Raw genomic sequence first — 22,231 nt, 5'->3', positions numbered from 1 at the left:
TACGCATTCTTATATACCCGAATAAGAAGCTAGCTTCCACTCAAGCATATTGCGGAGGAACTCTGGCAGCCAGTATTTCTTTTCCTCTGCCCGTTGAATCTCAGGGAAAAAGCGGCCGAACGTAAACATATCAGGGATGGCCAATGTATAGTGTTCCTTTGCTTCAATCAACTTGCCATTGATGAAGATCTGAGTGTAATTCCCTTTTGACTGAAACTCGATACCATCGTACTCCATGACCCCCATGACGGTGCCGCGGAAGCCAAGACCCTTTATCTGCAGATGGGGCCATTTTTCATCCCTGGTCTGCAGGAGCACTTCTTTTAGCTCCGCTCCTGACATCCTGATCGTACAAGGATTAATCGGATGTGGACAGATTTCCAGCAAGTCGAATTTCGTGACTTCTCCCCGGTCCAGGCCTTTAAGGATCATGCCAGCATTCATGAACGAGCAATCGGCATTGCACCATTCCCGTAATGCCTGGGTAAGCATCCTGGAAAGCTCAGAATGCTGCAGTGGGTCTGCCTTTAAGTCCTCTTGAAGAAAAGCAACCGTTTCTGTCAGCAGCCTCTTTCCTTCTCTGAAATATCCTTCTGCCTTTTCCTGTTCGTCTTGAGCTTGATCTGCCTCATTCATATCATAAAGAACAGCATTCTTGTGTAAAATTTGTTTTGTATCCTTATCCACCTTCAGGGTTACATGCCCGGTATAGTACCCAAACTTCCCGGCTCCCGCCAGCAAGCTGGAGCCAACTTCTTTGCCCTCGTGTAAAATATGATGGGTATGGCCGCCTAAAATGACGTCAATCTCCGGAAACATCCCCGCAATCATTTCATCATCATGGATTCCAAGATGTGATAGAAGGATAATAATGTCCGTTTCTCCTTTTAATTGATCGACGCATTTCTTCAAATCATCAATCGGGTCGTTCAGCTTCCAGCCCAGCTGTGCATAAAACTGTCCAAAATTCACTGTGATGCCAATGACACCAATTCTCGTCCCGCTGTTGCTTATGTATACATGATATGGTTTCGTCCACTCCGGCCTGCTTCCATCCTGTTTATAAAGATTTGCTACAAGCATTTCGAAATTTTTTTCAAGATACATTGAATCCAAATCTTCGAAAGGGAGAGTGATGCCTTCGTTATTCCCTATTGTCGCAGCATCATAGCGAGCATTGTTCAAAAGACGGCAATTCGCCTTTCCTCTGGTCGCATCTGATAATGGATGCCAGCGGTCCATATGGTCGCCGATATCGAACACAAGAACTTCGTCGCCCGCTTCCTCATGCCAGCGCCTGCGTTCGGTCACAAGCTTATGGATGCTTGGCCAGTGCTCCAAATGGCTATGTAAATCATTCGTATGGTAAATATGAATAACTTCTTCCATCTAACCATCCATCCTCTTGTAAAAATGAAGTGCCCCCCTGTATGTTGCCAGGAGGGGTCCAGAATCTTAAAACAAATCCAACTGCCTCGGGTTTAACCCTTCATATTCTATATCCAATAGCTCCACCATTTGTTTAGCATTATCAGCAGCATCCCCGCCGGAATTGTTGTTGAATAATGCGAAAACCTGTGATGTGCTTTCGTTTAACTTTTGCAGGTTATCTGCCCACTCTTTTAATTCTGCCTGATTATAGCGATATAAATAGCGAACTTCACGCCAGTCCTGACCTCTTCCTTTCTTGTTCCAGCCATGGACATTACGGCCGTGAAAGCGGACAAGAACTTTATCCTTCGATGAAGACTCGAGAACTGTCGGAATCGAGCCCTCACCTGCCTGTGGTTCATCGCAGATACTATGGATCCACTTTTCTTTTTTCATAAAATCCAGTGTCTTCTCTCGCATTTCATCTGTGAACCATGTCTGGTTGCGGAACTCGAGCGCACAGTCGATATCCCCCATCTGATCGCGGCACCAGCGCAAATAATCGACATTCTCCTTGCGCAGGTCAAACCACGGCGGAAACTGGAAAAGCGTCATTGCGTGCTTATTTGCTTCGAGGTAAGGCTTGAGTGACTCTTTGTATGCATTGAACATCTCATTTTTATCAGTAAAAGGAATTTCACCGCGCTGATGCCCGGTCATTCCCTGGTACGCTTTAACGATAAATTGAAAATTGTCAGGTGTTTCCTCTACCCATTTCGCAGCATTCCTCACAGGCTGCACAGCGTAAAAAGAGGCATCGACCTCAACTGCAGGAAAGTGGCTGGAGTACTCCTTCAGTTTATCACGCGGTGAAACCTTGCCTTCATATAAACTGTCATGGTCTCCCCAGCCCGTTAAGCCAACAATAATCATCTGTGCACCTCCATTTTATCTTCATGATAGCATAATTAGCTTCCGAATAAGAACTAAGACATCGTTTCAACTAAATTCCCGTTTAGAGAAGTGGAAAAAGCATTTGTGGAGACAGCAAATCACTACGTTTTTAGATGGAATCACTACGCTTTGCCTAATAATCAATACGACTTTGATAATAATCTCTACGATTTTCTATATAATCTCTACGAAATTGAAAATAATCTCTACGAAAAGAGCCCGAATCTCTACATTTTACAATAAAAGAAAAAAATCCACCTGCGCAAAGCAGGTGGATTCCCGTAATTATCATTATTAACCGATTGAACCTTCCATCTCAAACTTGATTAGGCGGTTCATTTCGACTGCGTATTCCATTGGCAATTCTTTTGTGAATGGCTCGATGAAGCCCATTACGATCATCTCTGTTGCTTCTTCTTCAGAGATTCCACGGCTCATCAGGTAGAACAATTGCTCTTCTGATACCTTGGAAACCTTCGCTTCGTGCTCAAGAGAAATGTTGTCGTTCAGGATTTCATTGTATGGAATTGTGTCTGAAGTAGACTTGTTATCCATGATCAACGTATCGCACTCAATGTTTGAGCGAGCGCCGTCGGCTTTGCGTCCGAAGTGGACGATTCCGCGGTATGTTACTTTTCCGCCTTGTTTTGAGATTGATTTTGATACGATTGTTGATGATGTGTTTGGAGCAAGGTGGATCATTTTCGCACCTGCATCCTGGTGCTGGCCTTTACCAGCAATCGCGATTGATAATGTCATACCGCGTGCGCCTTCACCCTTAAGGATGACTGCTGGGTATTTCATTGTCAGCTTGGAACCGATGTTGCCATCGATCCATTCCATTGTCGCGTTCGCTTCACAGACGGCACGCTTTGTAACAAGGTTGAAGACGTTGTTTGCCCAGTTCTGGATTGTTGTATAACGGCAATATGCGTCTTTTTTGATAATGATTTCAACGACCGCACTGTGCAGGGAGTTCGTTGTGTAAACAGGAGCTGTACATCCTTCAACATAGTGTACGTGTGCGCCTTCATCAACGATGATCAGTGTACGCTCGAACTGTCCCATGTTTTCAGAGTTAATACGGAAATACGCCTGAAGCGGAGTATCTACTTTGATTCCCTTTGGAACATAGATGAAAGATCCGCCAGACCAGACCGCAGAATTTAATGCTGAAAACTTGTTGTCAGTTGGAGGAATGACTTTTCCGAAATGTTCACGGAAAATGTCTTCGTTTTCTTTCAGAGCAGAATCTGTGTCTTTGAAGACGATTCCTAGCTCTTCAAGCTCTTCCTTCATGTTGTGGTATACAACTTCTGATTCGTATTGCGCAGAAACACCTGCAAGGTATTTTTGCTCAGCTTCAGGAATCCCAAGCTTATCGAATGTTGCCTTGATTTCATCAGGAACTTCATCCCATGATTTTTCAGAGCGTTCAGAAGGTTTTACGTAATATGTGATTTCATCAAAGTTTAATGAAGCCATGTCTCCGCCCCATTGAGGCATTGGCATATTGTAGAAGTGCTCCAATGATTTTAAACGGAAGTCCAGCATCCACTGGGGCTCTTCCTTCATTTTTGAAATTTCTTCAACGATTTCACGCGTCAGGCCGCGCTTAGACCGGAAGATGGAAACGTCTTTGTCGGAAAATCCGTACTTATAATCACCGATCTCTGGCATTTTTTTAGCCATCGTCGAATTCCTCCATTCTTAAAGCAAGGAAACCAGGTTTCCTGCTTTGTAGTTGTTCGCTGCAGGCCAATCCCCCGCAGCCCTTTCGGAAAGAAATCACCATGCGATGATTTCTTATTGGCTGTCTTCCTCTTCCTTCAGGCCTTTCTCCATTGCCTTCCATGCAAGAGTAGCACATTTGATCCTTGCAGGGAATTTCGCCACACCTTGTAGTGCTTCGATATCCCCGAGGTCAAGGTCATCCTCTTCATAATCTTTTCCCTGCATGATGTCAGAAAAAACCGTTGAAAGCTTTAAAGCTTCCTCGATGTTTCTTCCTTTGACCGCCTGCGTCATCATTGAAGCAGAGGACATGGAAATCGAGCAGCCTTCCCCTTCAAATTTTGCGTCCGCTACCTTTCCGTCTTCGACTTTCATCGTCAACTGGATGCGGTCGCCGCATGTCGGGTTGTTCATATTAACAGTCAGGCTGCCTTCTTCCAAAACACCTTTATTGCGAGGGTTCTTATAGTGATCCATAATAACTTGCCGATAAAGGTTATCTAAATTATTAAAAGACATCGCTGAAATACTCCTTTGTTTTGACAAGACCGGCTACGAGCTTGTCAATATCTTCTTCTGTGTTGTACAGGTAGAAGCTTGCACGTGCTGTGGCGGATGCCTTCAGCCATTTCATCAACGGCTGTGCACAATGGTGGCCCGCGCGGACGGCGATTCCTTCAGCATCTAAAACAGTTGCCACATCATGTGGATGCACGTCATCAATATTGAATGTTACAAGTCCAGCACGTTTGCCGGCTTCCTTCGGTCCATAGATGGTCATGCCTTCAATTTCAGACATTTTATCCATCGCGTAAGCCGCAAGAGCGTGTTCGTGCTTCTCGATATTATCGAGACCAACTTCATTCAGGAAGTCGATTGCGGCACCAAGACCGATCGCACCAGCGATGATCGGAGTTCCGCCTTCGAATTTCCACGGCAGCTCTTTCCATGTTGACTCGTACAGACCTACGAAATCAATCATTTCACCGCCGAACTCAACCGGCTCCATTTTTTCAAGAAGTGCCTTCTTGCCATATAATACGCCGATACCAGTCGGCCCGCACATCTTATGTCCGGAAAAAGCGAGAAAATCGCAGTTTAGGTCCTGAACATCTATCTTCATATGCGGAGCGCTTTGAGCGCCATCGACAACCATAATCGCACCATTCTGGTGGGCAATCTCGGCAATCTCCTTGATTGGGTTCATGACACCCAGTACGTTGGAAACCTGCATGATGGAGACGATTTTCGTATTCTCTGTAACCGTTTCTCTTACAGTATCAAGTGAAATCGTGCCATCTTCCTGCAGATCGATATATTTCAATGTTGCACCCGTCTGTTTTGCTACCTGCTGCCACGGAATAATATTACTGTGATGCTCCATGTAAGAGATGACGATTTCATCGCCCTCTTTGATATTATCACGGCCATAGCTTGCAGCTACCGTGTTGATTGCAGTAGTAGTACCACGAGTGAAAATAATTTCTTCAATTGATTTTGCATTAATGAACTTTCGGACTTTTTCCCTTGTTCCTTCGTAACCGTCAGTGGCTCTTGTTCCAAGAGTATGGACACCGCGGTGTACGTTAGAGTTGTATTCGCGATAATATTTGTCCAGCGCTTCGATAACCTGCACCGGCTTCTGTGATGTCGCCGCGCTGTCCAGATAGACAAGCGGGCTGCCATTGACTTCCTGATTTAAAATCGGAAATAATTCACGAATTTCGCGGGCGTTCATTATTTAACTTTCCTTTCGATTACCTCAACCAACTGCTTTTTAACTCCCTCGATCGGAAGCTCATTTACAACTGGCGCAAGGAATCCATGGATAACAAGGCGCTCTGCCTCGTGCTTCGGAATACCGCGGCTCATCAAGTAGTAAAGCTGCAATGGATCAACGCGCCCAACAGAAGCCGCGTGTCCTGCTGTTACATCGTCTTCGTCAATTAGAAGAATTGGGTTAGCATCCCCGCGTGCTTTTTCGCTAAGCATTAGTACGCGTGATTCTTGTACAGCATTTGATTTGGAAGCGCCGTGCTCGATTTTTCCGATTCCGTTAAAAATAGACGTCGCGCTATCCTTCACAACACCGTGCTTCAGGATATAGCCTTCAGAATTTTTACCGAAATGGATGATGCTAGTTGTGAAATTCTGAGTCTGCTCTCCACGTCCGACAACAACTGTCTTCGTGTCGCCGTATGAGCCGTCTCCAACCAGGTTCGTAGTGTTTTCTGAAATTGTGTTGCCATCGTTCATCATGCCAAGAGCCCACTCGATACGAGCATCTCTTCCCGCATGACCGCGACGATTCACATATGTTGTAAGTCCTTCAGCCAGTGTATCAACTGAACCATATTGGATTTTCGCATTTTGTCCTGCGATTGCTTCCGTTACGATGTTTACCAATCCGTTCACTTTGCCAGTTGTTGAGATATAGTTCTCAACATAAGTTACAGAGCTATTATCTTCCGCAACAACAAGCACGTGGTTGAACAGGTTCGCTTCTGCATCATCATGCAAGAAGATTGCCTGGATTGGGTTGTTCAACTGAACATTTTTAGGAACATAAAGGAAAGCTCCACCGTTCATGAATGCTGTGTGAAGAGCAGTCAAGCGGTGCTCGTCGTTTTTCACAGCCGTCATGAAGTATTTCTTCAGCAGGTCGCTGTATTCGCGTGCTGCTGTGAAAATATCTGTAAAAACAACGCCTTGCTCCTGCATTTCTTTTGAAAGCTGGAGGTACGCAGGCTTGTTATTGCGCTGCACATATAGGCTGTTTTCTTTTGCTTCCTGGTCAACAAGCGCTTTTACATCTTCAGGAAGTTCTTCGATGGATGAAAAAACATCACTTTTTACAAGCAGTTTTTCAAACTGAGTGAAATTCCACTTATCGATTTTTGTTTTATCCGGTCTTGGCATAGAGAGATCTTCTGCTTTTGCAAGAGACTGTGTGCGAAGCTCTGTCAGCCATTCCGGTTCGTTCATTTCTTTTGAGAAGGAAGTAATGTAATCCTGGTCAAAAGCCCATTTCGTTTCCGTAGTCATTATAAATCCCCCCAACGCTTAAGCTTCTTGCCCAACTGTTTCGTCTTCGATGCCTAGTTCTTTCTTAATCCAGTCGTATCCTTCTGCTTCTAAGCGCTGTGCAAGCTCCGGTCCGCCGGACTTCACAATGCGGCCCTGCATCATAACGTGAACATAGTCAGGAGTGATGTAATCAAGAAGGCGCTGGTAGTGAGTGATGATCAAGCAGCCGAAATCTTCGCCGCGCATTTGATTGATTCCTTTAGAAACAACCTTCAATGCATCGATATCAAGTCCTGAGTCAATTTCGTCTAGGATTGCGATTTTTGGTTCAAGCATCATCAATTGAAGGATCTCGTTACGCTTCTTCTCACCGCCGGAGAAACCTTCGTTCAGATAACGCTGTGCCATATCTAGGTCCATTTCAAGGAATTCCATTTGCTTATCCATCTTGCGGATGAATTTCATAAGTGAAATTTCGTTACCTTCGCCAAGGCGGCTGTTCAAAGCAGAACGTAGGAAGTCAGCATTCGTTACACCGCTGATTTCGCTTGGATATTGCATAGCAAGGAACAATCCAGCACGTGCTCTCTCATCAACTTCCATTTCAAGAACATCTTCGCCATCAAGCGTAACTGTTCCATTTGTTACTTCATACTTAGGATGTCCCATGATTGAAGAAGACAAAGTAGATTTACCAGTACCATTCGGTCCCATGATCGCATGGATTTCTCCACCTTTAACTTCAATGTCCACACCTTTTAATATCTGCTTGCCTTCAATCTCAACTTGAAGGTCCTTAATTGATAATACAGATCCTGCCATAATAATACCTCCGTCAATATAGAAAAGATTTTAAGCCGACTTTTGCCGTCAAAAGCTCTATTCTCATTTTATTCTCATTACAATCTTATAACAAATAGAAAGTGTTAGCAACACTTTAGAAGTGGAAAGAAATACAACGAACCCTGTAGATTATTGTCAAGTTGCAAAGCAACAACTACCTAGATTTTTGGCTCATGCCGAGTGGGAAGGAAACGACCGAGCAAATTCATTTGCCCGCAGCGTTTCATTTCCACTCGGCTGCTTTTCAGCGCCAGCTGGAAAGCCAGTGAAGCGTTAGCTTCACGACAGTGAGCCCAAAATCAGCAGGAATTCTGATATACATTTAAATCTGCAGATTGATCCCCTTGTCTTCCTTCCACTTCCCCCGCCCCCGCCTTTCAGCTCGCTGAAAGGCGACTGCAAAATTACTACTTCATTTTAACAGACCAAGCAATTTAAAGTCGGGATAACCGCTCAAAGCTTGTACATCATTTTATTTTTTACCTTCTGTTATAAAAAAATGTACCGAGAAGCCGAAGTCACTCCTGGTTCGGTCAGCATCCCTCTTTGGGCGCCGAACCTGTCTGAACTTGGACTTACTTCTGACAGCTTTTCGCCCTAACACCTCAAACCTGTCATAATAACGGCCTTTTCTTGACAGCTTTTCCTCCTGACACCTCGAACCTGTCATTATAACAGCCTTTTCTTGACAGCTTTTCCTCCTAACACCTCGAACCTGTCATTATAACAGCCTTTTCTTGACAGCTTTTCGTCCTAACACCTCAAACCTGTCATAATAACAGCTTTTTCTTGACTACTTTTCGCCTTAACACCTCGAACCTGTCATAATAACGGCTTAATCTTGACAGCTTTTTCGTCCTAACACCTCAAACCTGTAATAATAACAGCCTTTTCTTGACAGCTTTTCGTCCTAACACCTCAAACCTGTCACAATAACGGCTTTTTCTTGACAGCTTTTCACTCTGAAACCCCGAAGCTGTCACAATAACAGCCTTTTCTTGACAGCATTTCCTCCTAACACCTCAAACCTGTCATAATAACGGCTTGATCCAGACAGCTTCTCGTTTTTCCCCCTCACAACAGCTCGGGGACATGACAATCTAGACATCTCAAAAAACAAATCCTACAGGTGCTTTCAAAACATCTTCATGTTAATCACATAATAAAGAAACCAGTGCATAAATCACACTGGTTCCAAAGCATTTCTACTATTATATATTCTATTGCTTATGAGTGAACTTTTCTGTCTAGGTCAGCGACCATCCGTTGGCTTTTGATATAGTCTCTTTCACGTTTTCTTTCGACTTCCATTCTTGCGTCATGGTTCATGCTGTATACCTCGTAACTAATTCCATGAGCTCCATGCATCGCTTTTTCCATTTCACTTGTGTAGTTCAGTTTTAGCTGACTAATAGTGAATCATCCCTTCGGTTTTTCGCTTTAATAAGCGTTTTTTTGTTATTGCAATGGTAACACCTTTTGTTTACCACTATCAAAGCGTTTAAAACCGTTAATTTTTGGATGTGGTGGAATAAGGGGGCTTAACGCTACTTCAGCTCTGGCATTCGTAGAATACTGGCAAATTCCTCCCAAATGAAGCCTATCCTGTTACTTAACAGCCAATTTATCTTTAATAAACAGCTTTTACTGCTTCAAAGTATTCAGTTCGACCATTGCTTCCTGGACGAGAGTCACGGCCTGGCTCATTGCCGCACCGCCGCCAAATGCTGCTGTAACTCCAACAGCTTCCAGAATTTGTTCCTCAGTCGCCCCCTGGTCAAGGCAGCCTTTTAAATGATAGATAATGCAATATTCATCCTGTGAATACAATGAAATCCCTAAAGCAATCAATTGCTTTTCTTTTTGCGTCAATGTACCCTCCTGGAAACAAACTTCCGTGAACGCATTATAATGGCTGGCGAGCTCAGGCATTTTTTGGGTAAAAACTCCCAGTCCTTGCTTATATTCATGAAGAGCTGCTTCTGTTGAATTTCGAGGTTCATAATGATGCTCCATTGCTTCCACTCCATTCTGCTTTTTTCTCGGTTAGTATGTTAAATTTCGGAGTCGGTTATGCGGCAAAAAAGAAAAGCAGGCTGCACGCCTGCTTCTTTCGAAAATTTATTCTTTGACTGGCACGACAGCACCATCATATTTTTCAAGGATAAAATCCTGGATCTCTTTTGAATGAAGTACTTCAACTAGCGCCTTGATTGCCGGCTTGTCTTTGTCTCCTTCACGAACGGCAATTACGTTCACATATGGAGAATCGCTTTCCTCGATTGCGATTGAATCCTTTAATGGGTTCAATCCAGCGTCAATTGCATAGTTAGAGTTGATTAAAACGGCATCGCCTTCGCCATTGTTGAAGATTTGTGGAAGCAATGCTGCTTCATATTCTGTATCGAATTTCAATTCTTTAGGGTTTTCTGCGATATCATCAACAGTCGCTTTTACTTTATCTACGCCTTCTTTAAGAGTAATCAAGCCTTCTTTTTCAAGCATTGTCAAGATACGGCCATGGTCTGCGACAGAGCTGCTCATGATAATGTGGGCACCTTTTGGCAAATCGTCAAGAGTAGTGTGCTCCTGAGAATAGACACCGATTGGTTCGATGTGGATTCCGCCAGCATTTTCAAACTTATAGCCGTGTTCAGCCATTTGTGACTCAAGGTAAGGGATATGCTGGAAGTAGTTTGCATCTAGCTCTCCTGACTCAAGAGCCTGGTTAGGAACAACATAGTCATTGAATGTCTTGACTTCCATTTCAAAACCTTTTTCTTCTAGAAGCGATTTAGCTTCTTCTAAAATTTCAGCGTGCGGTACGTTTGAAGCACCGACGACGATTTTTTTGCTTTCTTCATCGCCGCCTTCTCCTCCAGTATTTTCCTCAGAAGTTCCGCAAGCAGCAAGTCCTGCAGTTAAAACTAATGCTAATAGAGCTAATAACCATTTTTTCAATTCAAATCTCTCCTTTATCTTTTATCTAATTTTCTAGTGAAGAAATCACCAACAAACTGGATTATAAACACGATAATTAAAATAACGATTGTCGCCATCAAGGTGACATCGTTCCGGCTTCTCTGAAAACCTTCCATATATGCCAGGTTGCCAAGACCGCCTGCTCCGATGACCCCGGCCATCGCTGTGTAACTGACTAGCGCGATTGCCGTCACCGTGATACCGGAAACCAGTGCTGGCATCGATTCCGGCAATAGCACCTTCCAGATAATCGTCGTCGTCTTGGCTCCCATTGATTTTGCTGCTTCAATGACTCCCTTATCAATCTCACGCAAGCCAATTTCAACCATCCTTGCGTAAAATGGAGCCGACCCAATGATCAATGCTGGCAATGCCGCGTTTTCCCCAATCATCGTTCCAATAATGAACTTTGTAAAAGGTATTAAAAGGACGATTAGAATAATGAAAGGTATTGACCTAAAAATATTCACGATCGCACTCAATACTAAATTGACCGGTTTGTTTTCCCATATATTGCCCTTAGAGGTCAAAAAGAGCAGCAGTCCAAGGATTGCTCCAAGAATGAAGGTAGCCACAACGGAAATGGCACTCATGTATAGTGTCTCAACTGTCGCTTCCCACATTCGGTCCCAGTTAACATTCGGGAACAATGTTTCAACCATTTGAGATCACCTCCACGCCGACTTCATGCTGGCCGATATACTCAATTGCCCGAGCCAATTCGCCCTCGGAACCATCAAGATGGATGAACAAAGTTCCATACGAACCATTTTGGGTCTGCGAAATTTTCCCCTGGACAATATTGACCGTTATTGAAAACTCACGAATCAAGTTGGTGATCAGAGGCTGTTCTGTTCCTTCACCTACGAATGTCAGCTGTACAACGCGACCGTGTGGATATCGCTCAAGCAAGTGGTCAACTGTTTCCTTTGTTTCTTCCGGTTCTGTCACCTGCTGGACGAATCTTTTCGTAATCGGCTGCTGAGGATTTTTAAACACTTCCAATACAGGTCCTGTTTCAACAATCTTTCCGCCTTCCATTACAGCGACTCGATGGCAAATCTTCCTAATAACATGCATTTCATGAGTGATCAGGACAATCGTAAGACCCAGCCTCTTGTTGATGTCCACAAGAAGATCAAGGATTTGGTCAGTCGTCTGCGGATCAAGCGCTGAAGTTGCTTCATCCCCAAGAAGTACTTTAGGGTTATTAGCCAGAGCCCTGGCGATTCCAACCCTCTGCTTTTGACCGCCACTTAACTGTGAAGGATAGGCATCTCCCCGGCCCTCAAGACCTACAAGTGTGATTAATTCTTTTACCCGTTTCTCTCTCTCAGCCTTTGGCACTCCGGCAATTTCAAGCGGGAACGAGATATTCTCTGCTACTGTTCTTGACCAGAGCAGGTTGAAATGCTGGAAAATCATGCTGATTTCCTGGCGAGCCATACGCAGTTTCGCTCCCTTAATCTTTGAAACTTCCCTGCCAGCTACTACTACAGAGCCTGATGTCGGGATTTCCAAGCCATTCAGCATCCGGATCAAAGTACTTTTGCCGGCACCACTGTAGCCGATGACTCCATAAATTTCGCCTTCCTTGACTTCAAGGTTGACATCATCTACCGCCTTAACCTCTCCCTTGTTGGAAGGGTAAATCTTTCTGGCATTTTTTATCGTAATCAATTGACTCCCCCTCTTTGCAACCGAGTATTACACACTTATTAAAACCGTTAAATTTCCCTAAAAATAAGAAGGTTATCAATCTAGTTTCCCATTCCCTAACCGAAAAAATTCAAACTCAGCGAAAACGGGCAATAGTCTCTTATCCTAAACGGGAAGATTGTGCTCTTGTGGTAAAATCTTTTCGAACAAGCTTTTCGGCTATAACTTTTAAGCATTTTTTCGAAAAGGGCAAAATAAAAGCCTTCCTGCAAGTGAGCAGAAAGGCATAGTAATAGTGGATTCCTTTCTCTCATCTGCCAAAGCGATCTGCTTTGTGTGAATTGGCACCATTTCAGCAAGCAATGCTTACTGACGGTTGCCGGGTTTCATAGGGCACTTCCCTCCACCTCTCTTGATAAGAGCACGCTATTAAATTATCTAATCGGTTTTAAGTTACGAGTGTGATTGTAGCACGTAGTAAAAAAGAGTGTCAATAAAAATTATTTTTAAATATTTTTTAGGATATTATGGATATTTAAGCCCTTGCCGGGATTCCTGGCACACCGGTCGCCTTTTCGATTGCCTGCTCCAGGTCTTCAATTATATCCTCGACATTTTCAATCCCAACGGAAAGTCGGATTAAATCTTCAGGTACTCCCGCTGCTTTAAGACCGTCTGAATCTAGCTGCTGGTGTGTTGTGCTTGCTGGGTGGATGATCAGGCTTTTTGCATCACCAACATTCGCAAGGTGGGACCATAATTCTAATGAGTTTATCAGTTTTGCCCCGGCTTCCCTGCCACCTTCGATTCCAAATATGACAACTGCTCCGGCTCCCTTCGGAAGATATCGATCAGCGAGTTTTTTATCAGGATGGGATTCATGCCCCGGATAACTGACCCAGGTAACAGCAGGATGCGATTCAAGGTATTCTACGATTTTACATGTATTCACAACATGTTCCTTCATCCGTACATGCAAAGTTTCTACCCCAAGATTGAATTGGAATGCACTCTGAGGACTGATCGCCGGTCCAAGGTCACGTAAAAGCTGGACTCTTGCCTTAACGATATATGCGGCAGCTCCGATTGCCTCACTATACACAATGTTATGGTAGCTGGAGTCCGGCTCATTGAAGCCTGGGAATTTAGGAGACTTCCAATCGAACTTCCCTCCATCCACAATGATCCCGCCCATGACAGTGCCATTTCCTAATAGCCATTTGGTTGCCGAGTGGATGACGATATCTGCGCCATGTTCAATTGGCCGGCAAAGATATGGTGTTGCAAATGTGTTATCGATAACCAGCGGAACACCAGCTTCGTGGGCAACTTCCGCAACAGCTTCAATATCCAGGACCCTGAGACTTGGATTGCCGATTGTTTCTGCATAGACTGCTTTTGTTTTCGGAGTGATTGCCCTTCTAAAATTGTCAGGGTCAGTTGAATCGACTAGATGAACTTTTATTCCGTACTTAGGCAGGGTTACAGCAAATAGATTGTAAGTACCTCCATATAGATTAGAAGCAGCGACAATCTCATCACCCGCATGCGCAATGTTCAGGATGGCCATCGTGATGGCAGACATCCCGCTTGATAATGCGAGAGCACCTATACCACCCTCAAGCAATGCCACTTTTTCTTCCAGGGCAGTAACTGTCGGATTATGTATCCGTGAGTAAATGTAGCCCGGTTCTTTAAGCGCGAATAAATCTGCTGCATGCTCTGTATTTTGAAATTGGAACGCATTGCTCGAATAAATGGGAACTGCCCTTGCACCGGTTACTGGGTCGGGTGCCTGGCCACCATGTACCCCTAGTGTTTCAATTCTGTAATTTTTTTGCCCATTAGCCATCTTCATCTCTCCAATCTAAATAATTTATCTGGAAAAATTGATACAAAAAACCCTCTTCCTAAGAAGAGGGTCATTTATCATCTCTCCTTATCTTTTCAGAGCAAAAACTCTGCTGGAATTAGCACCGTGTTTCACAACCGGTTGCCGGGCTTCATGGGGCCAGTCCCTCCGCCTCTCTGGATAAGAATATTCAATTTCGTTTTTACTGCGTTAAAGTGATAATATCACGTCCCAAATTAACAGTCAATATATTTAGACTATTCAGATAAAATTTTATACAGGAAGTGGTCTTGCAAGATAAAATAACGATTCCAGCACCAATTGGGCTCGAAAAGGACAATCGATTGTAAAGTAATTCATTTTTACTCCCTGCCGCAGTTTAAGATCTCCATTAAATAATTGCTCTAAATGTGCATCCCTTCCTGAAATCTTTGCATTGGTTCCTGTATCTATCCAGGTTTCGCAGCAATCCACCTTGCCATCCCTGAAAAACAAGTAGTATGTGTCACTCTCTGCTACTATTTTTAAGTTTAAGTCTAGTTTATCTACCAGTTGAAGAACATGCTCTTTGTTCGGAATTTCATTCACAAACCTGTCAATTATTTCTCGCATTCCGATCAACTCCCTTATATTAAATATTCCTTGCCATTTGGGAAAAACCTGTTGGAATCCTTCGACAAATAATTCGCTAATAATGGAATTTGCATTGTGAATAACGTAAAAAAGACAATACCGTTTTATATTTCGGCATTGTCTTTCATTTCCCGAGAAATATATCCAAAGAAATACAGTAATCAAGCTGGTTTTGTATTCACCATGCCGGAATTTGGCTTATCCATCGTTTTGAAAACTATGAAGAAATAAGAGGATCCTACTAAATATAAACCTGCAGTAATGGTAAATACAGTCGCGTATCCCCAATATGAACCGTACTTCAGGACGATTCCAGTCGACACCGGTCCCATAACTGCCCAACCGAGATTAAAAACCATTTGATTTACAGAGTTGGCCAAACCTTTCATGGAATCATCAACCTTCGACATCATTAACGACATCTGGATCGGATTGCCGGCGTTCATAAGTGCCTGTCGAAACAAAAATCCTAGAGCAGCCAGCCAAAAATTCTGTGTATACGCTGTCAGCAACAGAAACGGCAGCGAGAGCATTTGCAAAACAACTACTGCTTTCACTTCACCAAGTCTGCGTACGACCATAGGCCCGATAATCATTGCTACAGCAGTGGCACCCTGCCCAAGTGAAATAACCAAACCAATCAATGAATTGGAAGCCATGAACCGGTCTGCAAAATAAAGGTTCAAATACGGAATGACCAAACCTGCGCCGAAGCCTATCATCAATTGCGCTACAGCAAACAGCAGAATGATTTTGAAGCTGACTTTGTGGGGAATGCCCTTAGTTTTTTCTTTTATATCGCTAACCGATATAAGAGATGGCCGATTTTCATTCAAGCTCATAATCGGGATAAGAGCAGCTATAAATAGACCCGAACCAATGATCAATGTGTACCGAATACTCTCCAATTCAGGAACGGCCATAGAAAATAAATCTGTAAGAATTCCGCCTAAAAGGCTTCCCACCACGTTTGCGGCAGTCATCGCAGCGAAATGAATACTGAATAGGTGCACTCTTTGTTCGGGCTTAGAATTTTCCGCAAGCCAGGGAATAATCGAAACCTGAATGAATGCTGACGCCAGTCCGGTCCCGAACGCAAACAGAATCAGCAAAGATTGGGTCTCGACCATGCTCCGGGCGAATAGGATAAAACCTGTCGATATAGCCCCATAAAACATTAGCTTTTTCCTGCCAGCCTTGTCGCTCATAATTCCTGCTGGAATTAGAATCAGGGCTGTTGCTAGAGAAGTCATAGAAATCACTTTTCCGTTAACCAGTTCATTGAATCCCAGTTCACGTATGTAAAAGTTATAAATAACCATGAAGATTCCAAGGCCTACCTGGGTGAGGATATTTGCCAAGAATGTAAGTTTTATGTTTCGATTATAGCTTTTAATGTGGGTAGCCCATTCATGATAAAGAGCCATTTTATTTCGCCCCTCAATTATTTCGATATACTAAATATAATCTTTTTGGAACGATATGTAAATGTTTTTTAAGTTAATGAAGTTATGTAAAATTTCTGTACTACCTGAATGTAAATTAGACAAAAAAAAACGGCTAAGCCGCTTATTTAAACTTTTACCTCTTTAAGTTTTTCGAATAGATACGGAACAGATTGAAAAGCGTAAATTTTCTCCTGAACCTCTCCTTTTTTTAACACAATCAGACATGGAACACTTTGTATTTCAAAGCGTGCTGCCATCTCTGGCAGGTAATTTAAGTCTGCTTTTCCCGACAGTACATCAGGCAACAGCTGCTCTATAACCGTCAGCATTTTACTTGCCACCTGGCATGTTCCGCACATTGGCGTGTAGAAATATAGGTATCCTGATCGTTTTTCCTCCAGGAAGTTTTCCATCTCTGCCTTTGTCCATTCTTCCATCTACAGTCATCCTTTTTCTAAATACTCTGCATGAACGTCGATATTTGCTCCAATTAAAACTGTAGCAATGTGATTTTCCGGTGCCGTCGCCACTTCCCTGTACATCCTGTCAATGTACAAATGGTTAGCCTCAGGAAATTCCCTCTTGAATTGCTTTCTCAGCTTTTCCCCTGATGCATCCGCATCCACGAGGATATATACGTCTTTATCAAAAAGGGAATCAATCAGCTCATCAAGCTTTGAAACACCAATCGTCCCATTTGTACAAATAATTTCGACCGGTTCATTTAGCACGGCTTGCACTTTCTTTTTGTCTGACGAACCCTCTACTATGATCACCTTGTGATTTTCGTCCATCGTCATAACCACCTATGCACCAGAAAATAATTACTTTACAACATTATAAACATTAATAATTCATTTGTGCGGTTAACTTTCGTATTTCTATTGTTACTGTTTTTATGGGAGATTGCAAAAATTTAGACCAGCCTGCGGGTACGACATTATGCTTTATTTTTACAATAACTTTGCCTATGTGAATTTGTAGGCCGTCTAACTTCCTTTATAGGCTTATAGAATCTTTCTATACGACCTTTGCGAACCTGCCCCTCCATTCGGGCTGATAGAGAACTCTCCCTTATAAAAAAACAGCGGCATGGCTGGCCGCTGTTTGGATTTGTTTAACACCAGCCGCCTTCATCACAATCAGTATACCGAGGTTCCGATTGATCCGGCACTGATACATGCTGGTAAATCTTATTCTGTTCCGCTTCAAAGTGATGCTCCAATTCCATCTGCATTCCTTCTGGAAGCTTTATTGTTCCAATGTGTTCCTTTTCCAGATAAAGCTGTACCTGGCCGTTTACAAGCTTTCCTGTCACCCTGTCAGTTATATCAAGTTTTTGTTTGTTTAGTGTCATCATTTTCACCCTTCTTGGATAGTCGATTACTTTTAGTTTGTCCTATTTCGTGGAATGAATTGATGGAAAAATGAAGGAGCTTATTAGAAAAGCAGAAGCAACTTGTTCAGCCGACAAGCGTTCCCCGCCTAATACGCCACGTCCTGTGGCTGGCGGGTTTACACGTCCCGTGTCTCAGAGAGTCGCCCACTGAAGTCGCTCTTTGACTTTATTGGGCGGATCGAAACGACTCGAGGGGCTAGGCGCTGGAGCTAGACAATTTTCGATTTAACAATAAAATATTTCTCAATAGAAAACGCCTTGAATGCATCAAGGCGTTTTGGCGAATTTATTCTTTGATCATTTCTTCGTATTGTTCAGCTGTCATAAGCTTTTCTACTTCGCTGCTGTCAGATAGCTCGACAGTAATCATCCATGCTTTTTCGTATGGAGATTCGTTAACGAATTCTGGGCTGTCATTTAACTCTTCGTTAATTCCCACTACCTTGCCGCTTACTGGTGCATAAAGCTCTGATACCGTTTTTACGGACTCTACACTTCCGAATGGCTGGTCAACAGTGATTTCGTCGCCTACTTCTGGCAGTTCGACGAATACGATGTCGCCTAGTTCAGATTGAGCAAAATCCGTGATTCCGATGGTAACCTTTTCTCCTTCAACTTTTACCCACTCGTGTTCTTCAGAATAACGCAACTCTTTCGGTGCATTCATTGACTATCCCTCCAATTGTATATCTCTATCGATTAATATCGATGGGACCAAAATTACAGCCAGGCTTTTTCGAACTCTTCCTCTTTGAAGCCCACAGTTACTTTTTCCCCGTCTGTCATCAGCGGGCGTTTGATGAGCATGCCGTCAGATGCAAGCAGTTCCAGCAGCTCACTTTTGGATGCTGTCTTGATTTTGTCTTTCATCCCCAGTTCCCGGTACTTTTGGCCGCTCGTATTGAAGAATTTCTTAATATCGAGGCCGCTTTTATCCAGCATTTCTTCAAGCTGAGATTGGGAAGGTGGATTTTCGACAATATGTACTTCATTATAGTCCACTTCATGCTGGTCCAACCATTTCTTGGCGTTCCTGCATGTACCGCATTTAGGGTACCAATAAAACGTCTTTGCCATATTTTTCACCACCCTTTGCTAGTATCCCATTAATGAAACCCTCTAATCGGATAGTAACATAATAAGGCTGAAAAATACTAACATTCCGTGTTTAATTTCCCCAATATTTTCGGCATCCATTACTTAATTCAACATAATTCGCAAAATTCCTGCATGAATTAAAAGGTAGTTCATAAAAAGTAAAACACTCCTCCCAGAAAACAGGAGAAGTGTTCAAATATCATCAGATTAAACGATGAAACGCTCTGCTTCGATCAGCTTCTCAGCTGCTTCACGTTTCTTCGCAATGACGTTGATTGGAGTATGTCTTGTGAACTTGCGCAATGCTGAAGTCAACATGCGAAGCGCGTCTCCTTCTTCTGTTGCAACAAGAGTTTCTTTTGCGTCACGCTCGATTTCATTAAATGCTTCTTGGCAGAAGATTTGTGTGTAAAGAAGCTTTTGCTTGCTCTTTTCAAGCCCATCTTTGTCGATTGCCTTTTCTGTGCGAAGCACAGCAGATTCCATAGAATAAGCATTTGAGATGATATCCGCGATATTAACGAGGATTTCCTGCTCTTTTTCCAATGCTTTGCCGAACTTTTGAGCTGCCAAACCAGCTGCAAGCAAGCCGATTTTCTTCGCGTTTTTCACAAGATATTTTTCCTGTGCCAGCGGCTCATCGCCTGGCTCTTCAGGCATAAGCATCATTAGCTCTTCCTGCAGCTGTTGTGCCTTTTGCAATAATGGAAGCTCACCCTTCATTGCCTTGCGCAGGAATGTTCCCGGTACCAATAAGCGGTTGATTTCGTTTGTTCCTTCGAAAATACGGTTGATTCTTGAGTCACGGTAAGCTCTTTCGATTTCATACTCTTGCATGAAGCCATATCCACCGTGGATCTGTACACCTTCATCAACAACATAGTCAAGTGTTTCAGTTGCGAATACTTTGTTCATCGAGCACTCGATTGCGTACTCAGCAATTGAGTCAGCAACTGCTTTGCCGTTGTTGATTTCTTCTTCAGACAACTGGTTCATTCTCTCTTCGAACAAACCTACTGTACGGTATACAGAACTTTCTGTTGCATAGATTTTGGAAGCCATTGTAGCTAGCTTTTCCTTTGTAAGATTGAACTGGGAAATCGGCGTCTTGAACTGCTGACGCTGGTTAGCATACTTTACAGTCAGCCCGAATGCCTGCTTTGCTCCGCCAGTTGCGCCTACACCTAACTTGTAGCGTCCGATGTTAAGGATATTGAATGCGATAAGGTGGCCTTTTCCAGCTTCACCAAGTAGGTTTTCAACTGGAACCTGTGCATCTTCAAGAATCAATGTACGAGTAGAAGAGCTCTTGATACCCATTTTCTTCTCTTCTGCACCGACTGATACTCCTGGGTATTCTCTTTCAACGATGAAAGCTGTGAATTGTTCGCCATCGATTTTAGCGTAAACAACGAATACGTCGGCAAAGCCAGCGTTTGTGATCCATTGCTTTTCACCATTAAGCACGTAGTGAGTGCCCTCAGCATTCAGCTTAGCTGTTGTCTTTGCTCCTAATGCGTCTGATCCTGAACCTGGCTCAGTAAGTGCGTAGGCTGCAAGCTTTTCGCCAGTTGCCAGTGCAGGAAGGTATTTTTGCTTTTGCTCTTCATTACCGAAAAGCACGATCGGCAATGAACCGATTCCTACGTGTGCACCGTGGGAGATAGAGAATCCGCCTGCAACTGCCATTTTCTCAGCAATCAAAGCTGAGCTGATTTTATCAAGGCTCAAACCGCCGTATTCTTCTGGAACGTCTGCTCCAAGAAGGCCAAGCTCTCCAGCTTCCTTCAATAGTTTCACAGTGCGGTCAAACTCGTGCTGCTCGATATATTCAACCTGAGGCAATACTTCGTTCGTGACGAAATCCTCAGTTGTTTTTGCGATCATTTTGTGCTCATCTGTGTAATCCTCTGGAGTGAAGACATGGTCGTATGTTACGTCTTCGATTAAGAAACTTCCGCCTTTTACAAGCTTTTCTGTTTGGTTACCCATTTATTGTTCCTCCTATCCATTTTTGGGAGGGGCCTCAGCCCCTCCATGTATTGTTTTATAATAGTTCAAAGACTCCAGCTGCACCCATGCCGCCGCCGATACACATTGTAACGACACCGAATTGCTCATTTCTGCGTTTCATTTCGTGGATCACTGTTAAAGTCAGTTTCGCACCAGTTGTTCCCAGCGGGTGGCCCAATGCGATCGCTCCGCCGTTCACGTTGACCTTATCTTCATCAAGGCCTAACTCACGGATGACCTGGATCGATTGGGAAGCGAAGGCTTCGTTCAGTTCGAACACACCGATATCTGAAACTTGCAGCCCAGCAAGCTTCAATGCTTTAGGAATCGCTACCACGGGACCGATTCCCATGATTTCAGGCGGTACTCCACCTAAAGCGAATGACCTAAATTTAGCGAGCGGCTTCAATCCAAGAGATTCTGCCTTTTCGCGATCCATGACCATGACTGCCGCTGCTCCGTCACTAGTCTGAGAGGAGTTCCCTGCAGTTACTGTCCCTTTGATATTGAAGGCCGGTCGCAGTTTCGCAAGTGTTTCCAGGTTCGTGTCAGGACGTACGCCTTCATCCTGTTTGAATTGGATTGTCTTTTCAACAAGCTTATTGTCTTTTCCTACTGTACGGAGGGTTACATCGACTGGAACGATTTCATCCTCGAATTTGCCTTCCTGAATTGCTTTTGCCGCGCGCTGATGGCTTCTTACTGCAAAAGCATCCTGTTCTTCACGGGAAATTCCGTACTTCTTGGCTACTTCCTCAGCTGTATGGCCCATTCCCATATAATATTGCGGAGCCGTTTCAGCCAATTTCGCATTCGGGCGGACGACATGGCCCATCATTGGCACCAGGCTCATTGATTCCGCTCCTCCAGCGATGATTGTATCTGCATGCCCAAGCATGATTCTTTCCGATGCATTCGCAATCGCCTGCAGTCCTGAAGAACAATAACGGTTGATTGTAATCGCCGGCACTTCATGTGACAGTCCGGCAAGTGCACCAATATTACGCGCCATATTCAAGCCTTGCTCTGCTTCTGGCATTGCACAGCCAATGATTAAATCATCAATATTCCCTTCATAATTGCCTGCTCGTTTTAGAGTTTCTCTTACTACAAGAGCTCCAAGATCATCAGGCCGGACATTAGCAAGAGTTCCTTTTTTTGCTTTTCCGACCGGTGTCCGGGCTCCAGCTACGATTACCGCTTCTCTCATCTCATTCC

21 protein-coding genes and 2 riboswitches are annotated in these 22,231 nt (G+C 43.7%); all 21 genes read right to left on the bottom strand.

What is annotated here, in order from left to right:
• Nucleotides 1-9: 9 nt before the first annotated feature.
• The gene (locus DYI25_RS16180) at nucleotides 10-1,389 is read right to left on the bottom strand and encodes a bifunctional metallophosphatase/5'-nucleotidase (protein WP_213370738.1); all 1,380 of its coding nucleotides are present in this window, start codon (nucleotides 1,387-1,389) and stop codon (nucleotides 10-12) included.
• A gap of 66 nt (nucleotides 1,390-1,455) precedes the next feature.
• Entirely contained in the window at nucleotides 1,456-2,304 is an 849-nt protein-coding gene (locus DYI25_RS16175) for a DUF72 domain-containing protein (protein WP_213370736.1), read from the bottom strand.
• Nucleotides 2,305-2,619: 315 nt separating this feature from the next.
• Entirely contained in the window at nucleotides 2,620-4,017 is a 1,398-nt protein-coding gene (sufB, locus tag DYI25_RS16170) for a Fe-S cluster assembly protein SufB (RefSeq protein WP_213370734.1), read from the bottom strand.
• A gap of 114 nt (nucleotides 4,018-4,131) precedes the next feature.
• Nucleotides 4,132-4,578, bottom strand: a complete 447-nt coding sequence (sufU, locus tag DYI25_RS16165; protein ID WP_213370732.1) for a Fe-S cluster assembly sulfur transfer protein SufU — start codon at nucleotides 4,576-4,578, stop codon at nucleotides 4,132-4,134.
• Entirely contained in the window at nucleotides 4,568-5,797 is a 1,230-nt protein-coding gene (locus DYI25_RS16160; RefSeq protein WP_213370730.1) for a cysteine desulfurase, read from the bottom strand. Before DYI25_RS16160 ends, sufU begins: the two co-directional genes overlap by 11 nt.
• Complete coding sequence (sufD, locus tag DYI25_RS16155; protein ID WP_213370728.1) at nucleotides 5,797-7,104, bottom strand: Fe-S cluster assembly protein SufD; 1,308 nt, start codon at nucleotides 7,102-7,104, stop codon at nucleotides 5,797-5,799. Before sufD ends, DYI25_RS16160 begins: the two co-directional genes overlap by 1 nt.
• 18 nt (nucleotides 7,105-7,122) lie before the next feature.
• Nucleotides 7,123-7,908 (bottom strand): Fe-S cluster assembly ATPase SufC, encoded by a 786-nt coding sequence (gene sufC, locus DYI25_RS16150; protein WP_213370726.1) that lies wholly within the window; start codon nucleotides 7,906-7,908, stop codon nucleotides 7,123-7,125.
• 1,665 nt (nucleotides 7,909-9,573) lie between these two features.
• On the bottom strand, nucleotides 9,574-9,945 hold the full coding sequence (locus DYI25_RS16145; RefSeq protein ID WP_213370724.1) for a carboxymuconolactone decarboxylase family protein: 372 nt from the start codon (nucleotides 9,943-9,945) through the stop codon (nucleotides 9,574-9,576).
• A gap of 105 nt (nucleotides 9,946-10,050) precedes the next feature.
• Nucleotides 10,051-10,890 (bottom strand): MetQ/NlpA family ABC transporter substrate-binding protein, encoded by an 840-nt coding sequence (locus DYI25_RS16140; RefSeq protein WP_213370722.1) that lies wholly within the window; start codon nucleotides 10,888-10,890, stop codon nucleotides 10,051-10,053.
• A 14-nt stretch (nucleotides 10,891-10,904) separates the two neighbouring features.
• On the bottom strand, nucleotides 10,905-11,573 hold the full coding sequence (locus DYI25_RS16135) for a methionine ABC transporter permease (protein ID WP_213370720.1): 669 nt from the start codon (nucleotides 11,571-11,573) through the stop codon (nucleotides 10,905-10,907).
• Complete coding sequence (locus DYI25_RS16130) at nucleotides 11,566-12,591, bottom strand: methionine ABC transporter ATP-binding protein (protein ID WP_213370718.1); 1,026 nt, start codon at nucleotides 12,589-12,591, stop codon at nucleotides 11,566-11,568. The genes DYI25_RS16135 and DYI25_RS16130 overlap by 8 nt, the downstream gene beginning before the upstream one ends.
• Before the next feature lie 286 nt (nucleotides 12,592-12,877).
• A riboswitch (SAM riboswitch) is annotated at nucleotides 12,878-12,992 on the bottom strand.
• Between the two features lie 113 nt (nucleotides 12,993-13,105).
• Nucleotides 13,106-14,422: an O-acetylhomoserine aminocarboxypropyltransferase/cysteine synthase family protein gene (locus DYI25_RS16125; protein WP_213370716.1), complete on the bottom strand. Its 1,317-nt coding sequence runs from the start codon at nucleotides 14,420-14,422 to the stop codon at nucleotides 13,106-13,108.
• Between the two features lie 84 nt (nucleotides 14,423-14,506).
• Nucleotides 14,507-14,609, bottom strand: a riboswitch (SAM riboswitch).
• Nucleotides 14,610-14,695: 86 nt separating this feature from the next.
• Nucleotides 14,696-15,034, bottom strand: a complete 339-nt coding sequence (locus DYI25_RS16120; protein ID WP_213370714.1) for a hypothetical protein — start codon at nucleotides 15,032-15,034, stop codon at nucleotides 14,696-14,698.
• A gap of 182 nt (nucleotides 15,035-15,216) precedes the next feature.
• A complete protein-coding gene (locus DYI25_RS16115) occupies nucleotides 15,217-16,482 on the bottom strand; it encodes an MFS transporter (protein ID WP_213370712.1) in 1,266 nt (421 codons plus the stop codon).
• Nucleotides 16,483-16,628: 146 nt separating this feature from the next.
• The gene (locus DYI25_RS16110) at nucleotides 16,629-16,940 is read right to left on the bottom strand and encodes a thioredoxin family protein (protein ID WP_213370709.1); all 312 of its coding nucleotides are present in this window, start codon (nucleotides 16,938-16,940) and stop codon (nucleotides 16,629-16,631) included.
• A 6-nt stretch (nucleotides 16,941-16,946) separates the two neighbouring features.
• Nucleotides 16,947-17,303, bottom strand: a complete 357-nt coding sequence (locus DYI25_RS16105; RefSeq protein WP_425374526.1) for a toprim domain-containing protein — start codon at nucleotides 17,301-17,303, stop codon at nucleotides 16,947-16,949.
• A 317-nt stretch (nucleotides 17,304-17,620) separates the two neighbouring features.
• Complete coding sequence (locus tag DYI25_RS16100) at nucleotides 17,621-17,863, bottom strand: YusG family protein (protein ID WP_249745478.1); 243 nt, start codon at nucleotides 17,861-17,863, stop codon at nucleotides 17,621-17,623.
• A gap of 325 nt (nucleotides 17,864-18,188) precedes the next feature.
• The gene (gene gcvH / locus DYI25_RS16095) at nucleotides 18,189-18,569 is read right to left on the bottom strand and encodes a glycine cleavage system protein GcvH (RefSeq protein ID WP_213370705.1); all 381 of its coding nucleotides are present in this window, start codon (nucleotides 18,567-18,569) and stop codon (nucleotides 18,189-18,191) included.
• 53 nt (nucleotides 18,570-18,622) lie between these two features.
• Nucleotides 18,623-18,979 carry an arsenate reductase family protein gene (locus tag DYI25_RS16090; RefSeq protein ID WP_213370703.1) on the bottom strand — a complete coding sequence of 119 codons (357 nt, stop codon included), beginning with the start codon at nucleotides 18,977-18,979 and terminating at the stop codon, nucleotides 18,623-18,625.
• Nucleotides 18,980-19,207: 228 nt separating this feature from the next.
• Entirely contained in the window at nucleotides 19,208-20,992 is a 1,785-nt protein-coding gene (locus DYI25_RS16085) for an acyl-CoA dehydrogenase family protein (protein ID WP_213370701.1), read from the bottom strand.
• A 55-nt stretch (nucleotides 20,993-21,047) separates the two neighbouring features.
• A complete protein-coding gene (locus DYI25_RS16080) occupies nucleotides 21,048-22,223 on the bottom strand; it encodes an acetyl-CoA C-acetyltransferase (RefSeq protein WP_213370699.1) in 1,176 nt (391 codons plus the stop codon).
• Nucleotides 22,224-22,231: the final 8 nt, after the last annotated feature.

Source organism: Mesobacillus boroniphilus, from assembly GCF_018424685.1.
Taxonomy (GTDB): Bacteria; Bacillota; Bacilli; order Bacillales; family Cytobacillaceae; genus Mesobacillus; species Mesobacillus boroniphilus_A.
This window is presented reverse-complemented; position numbering and strand designations above follow the sequence as displayed.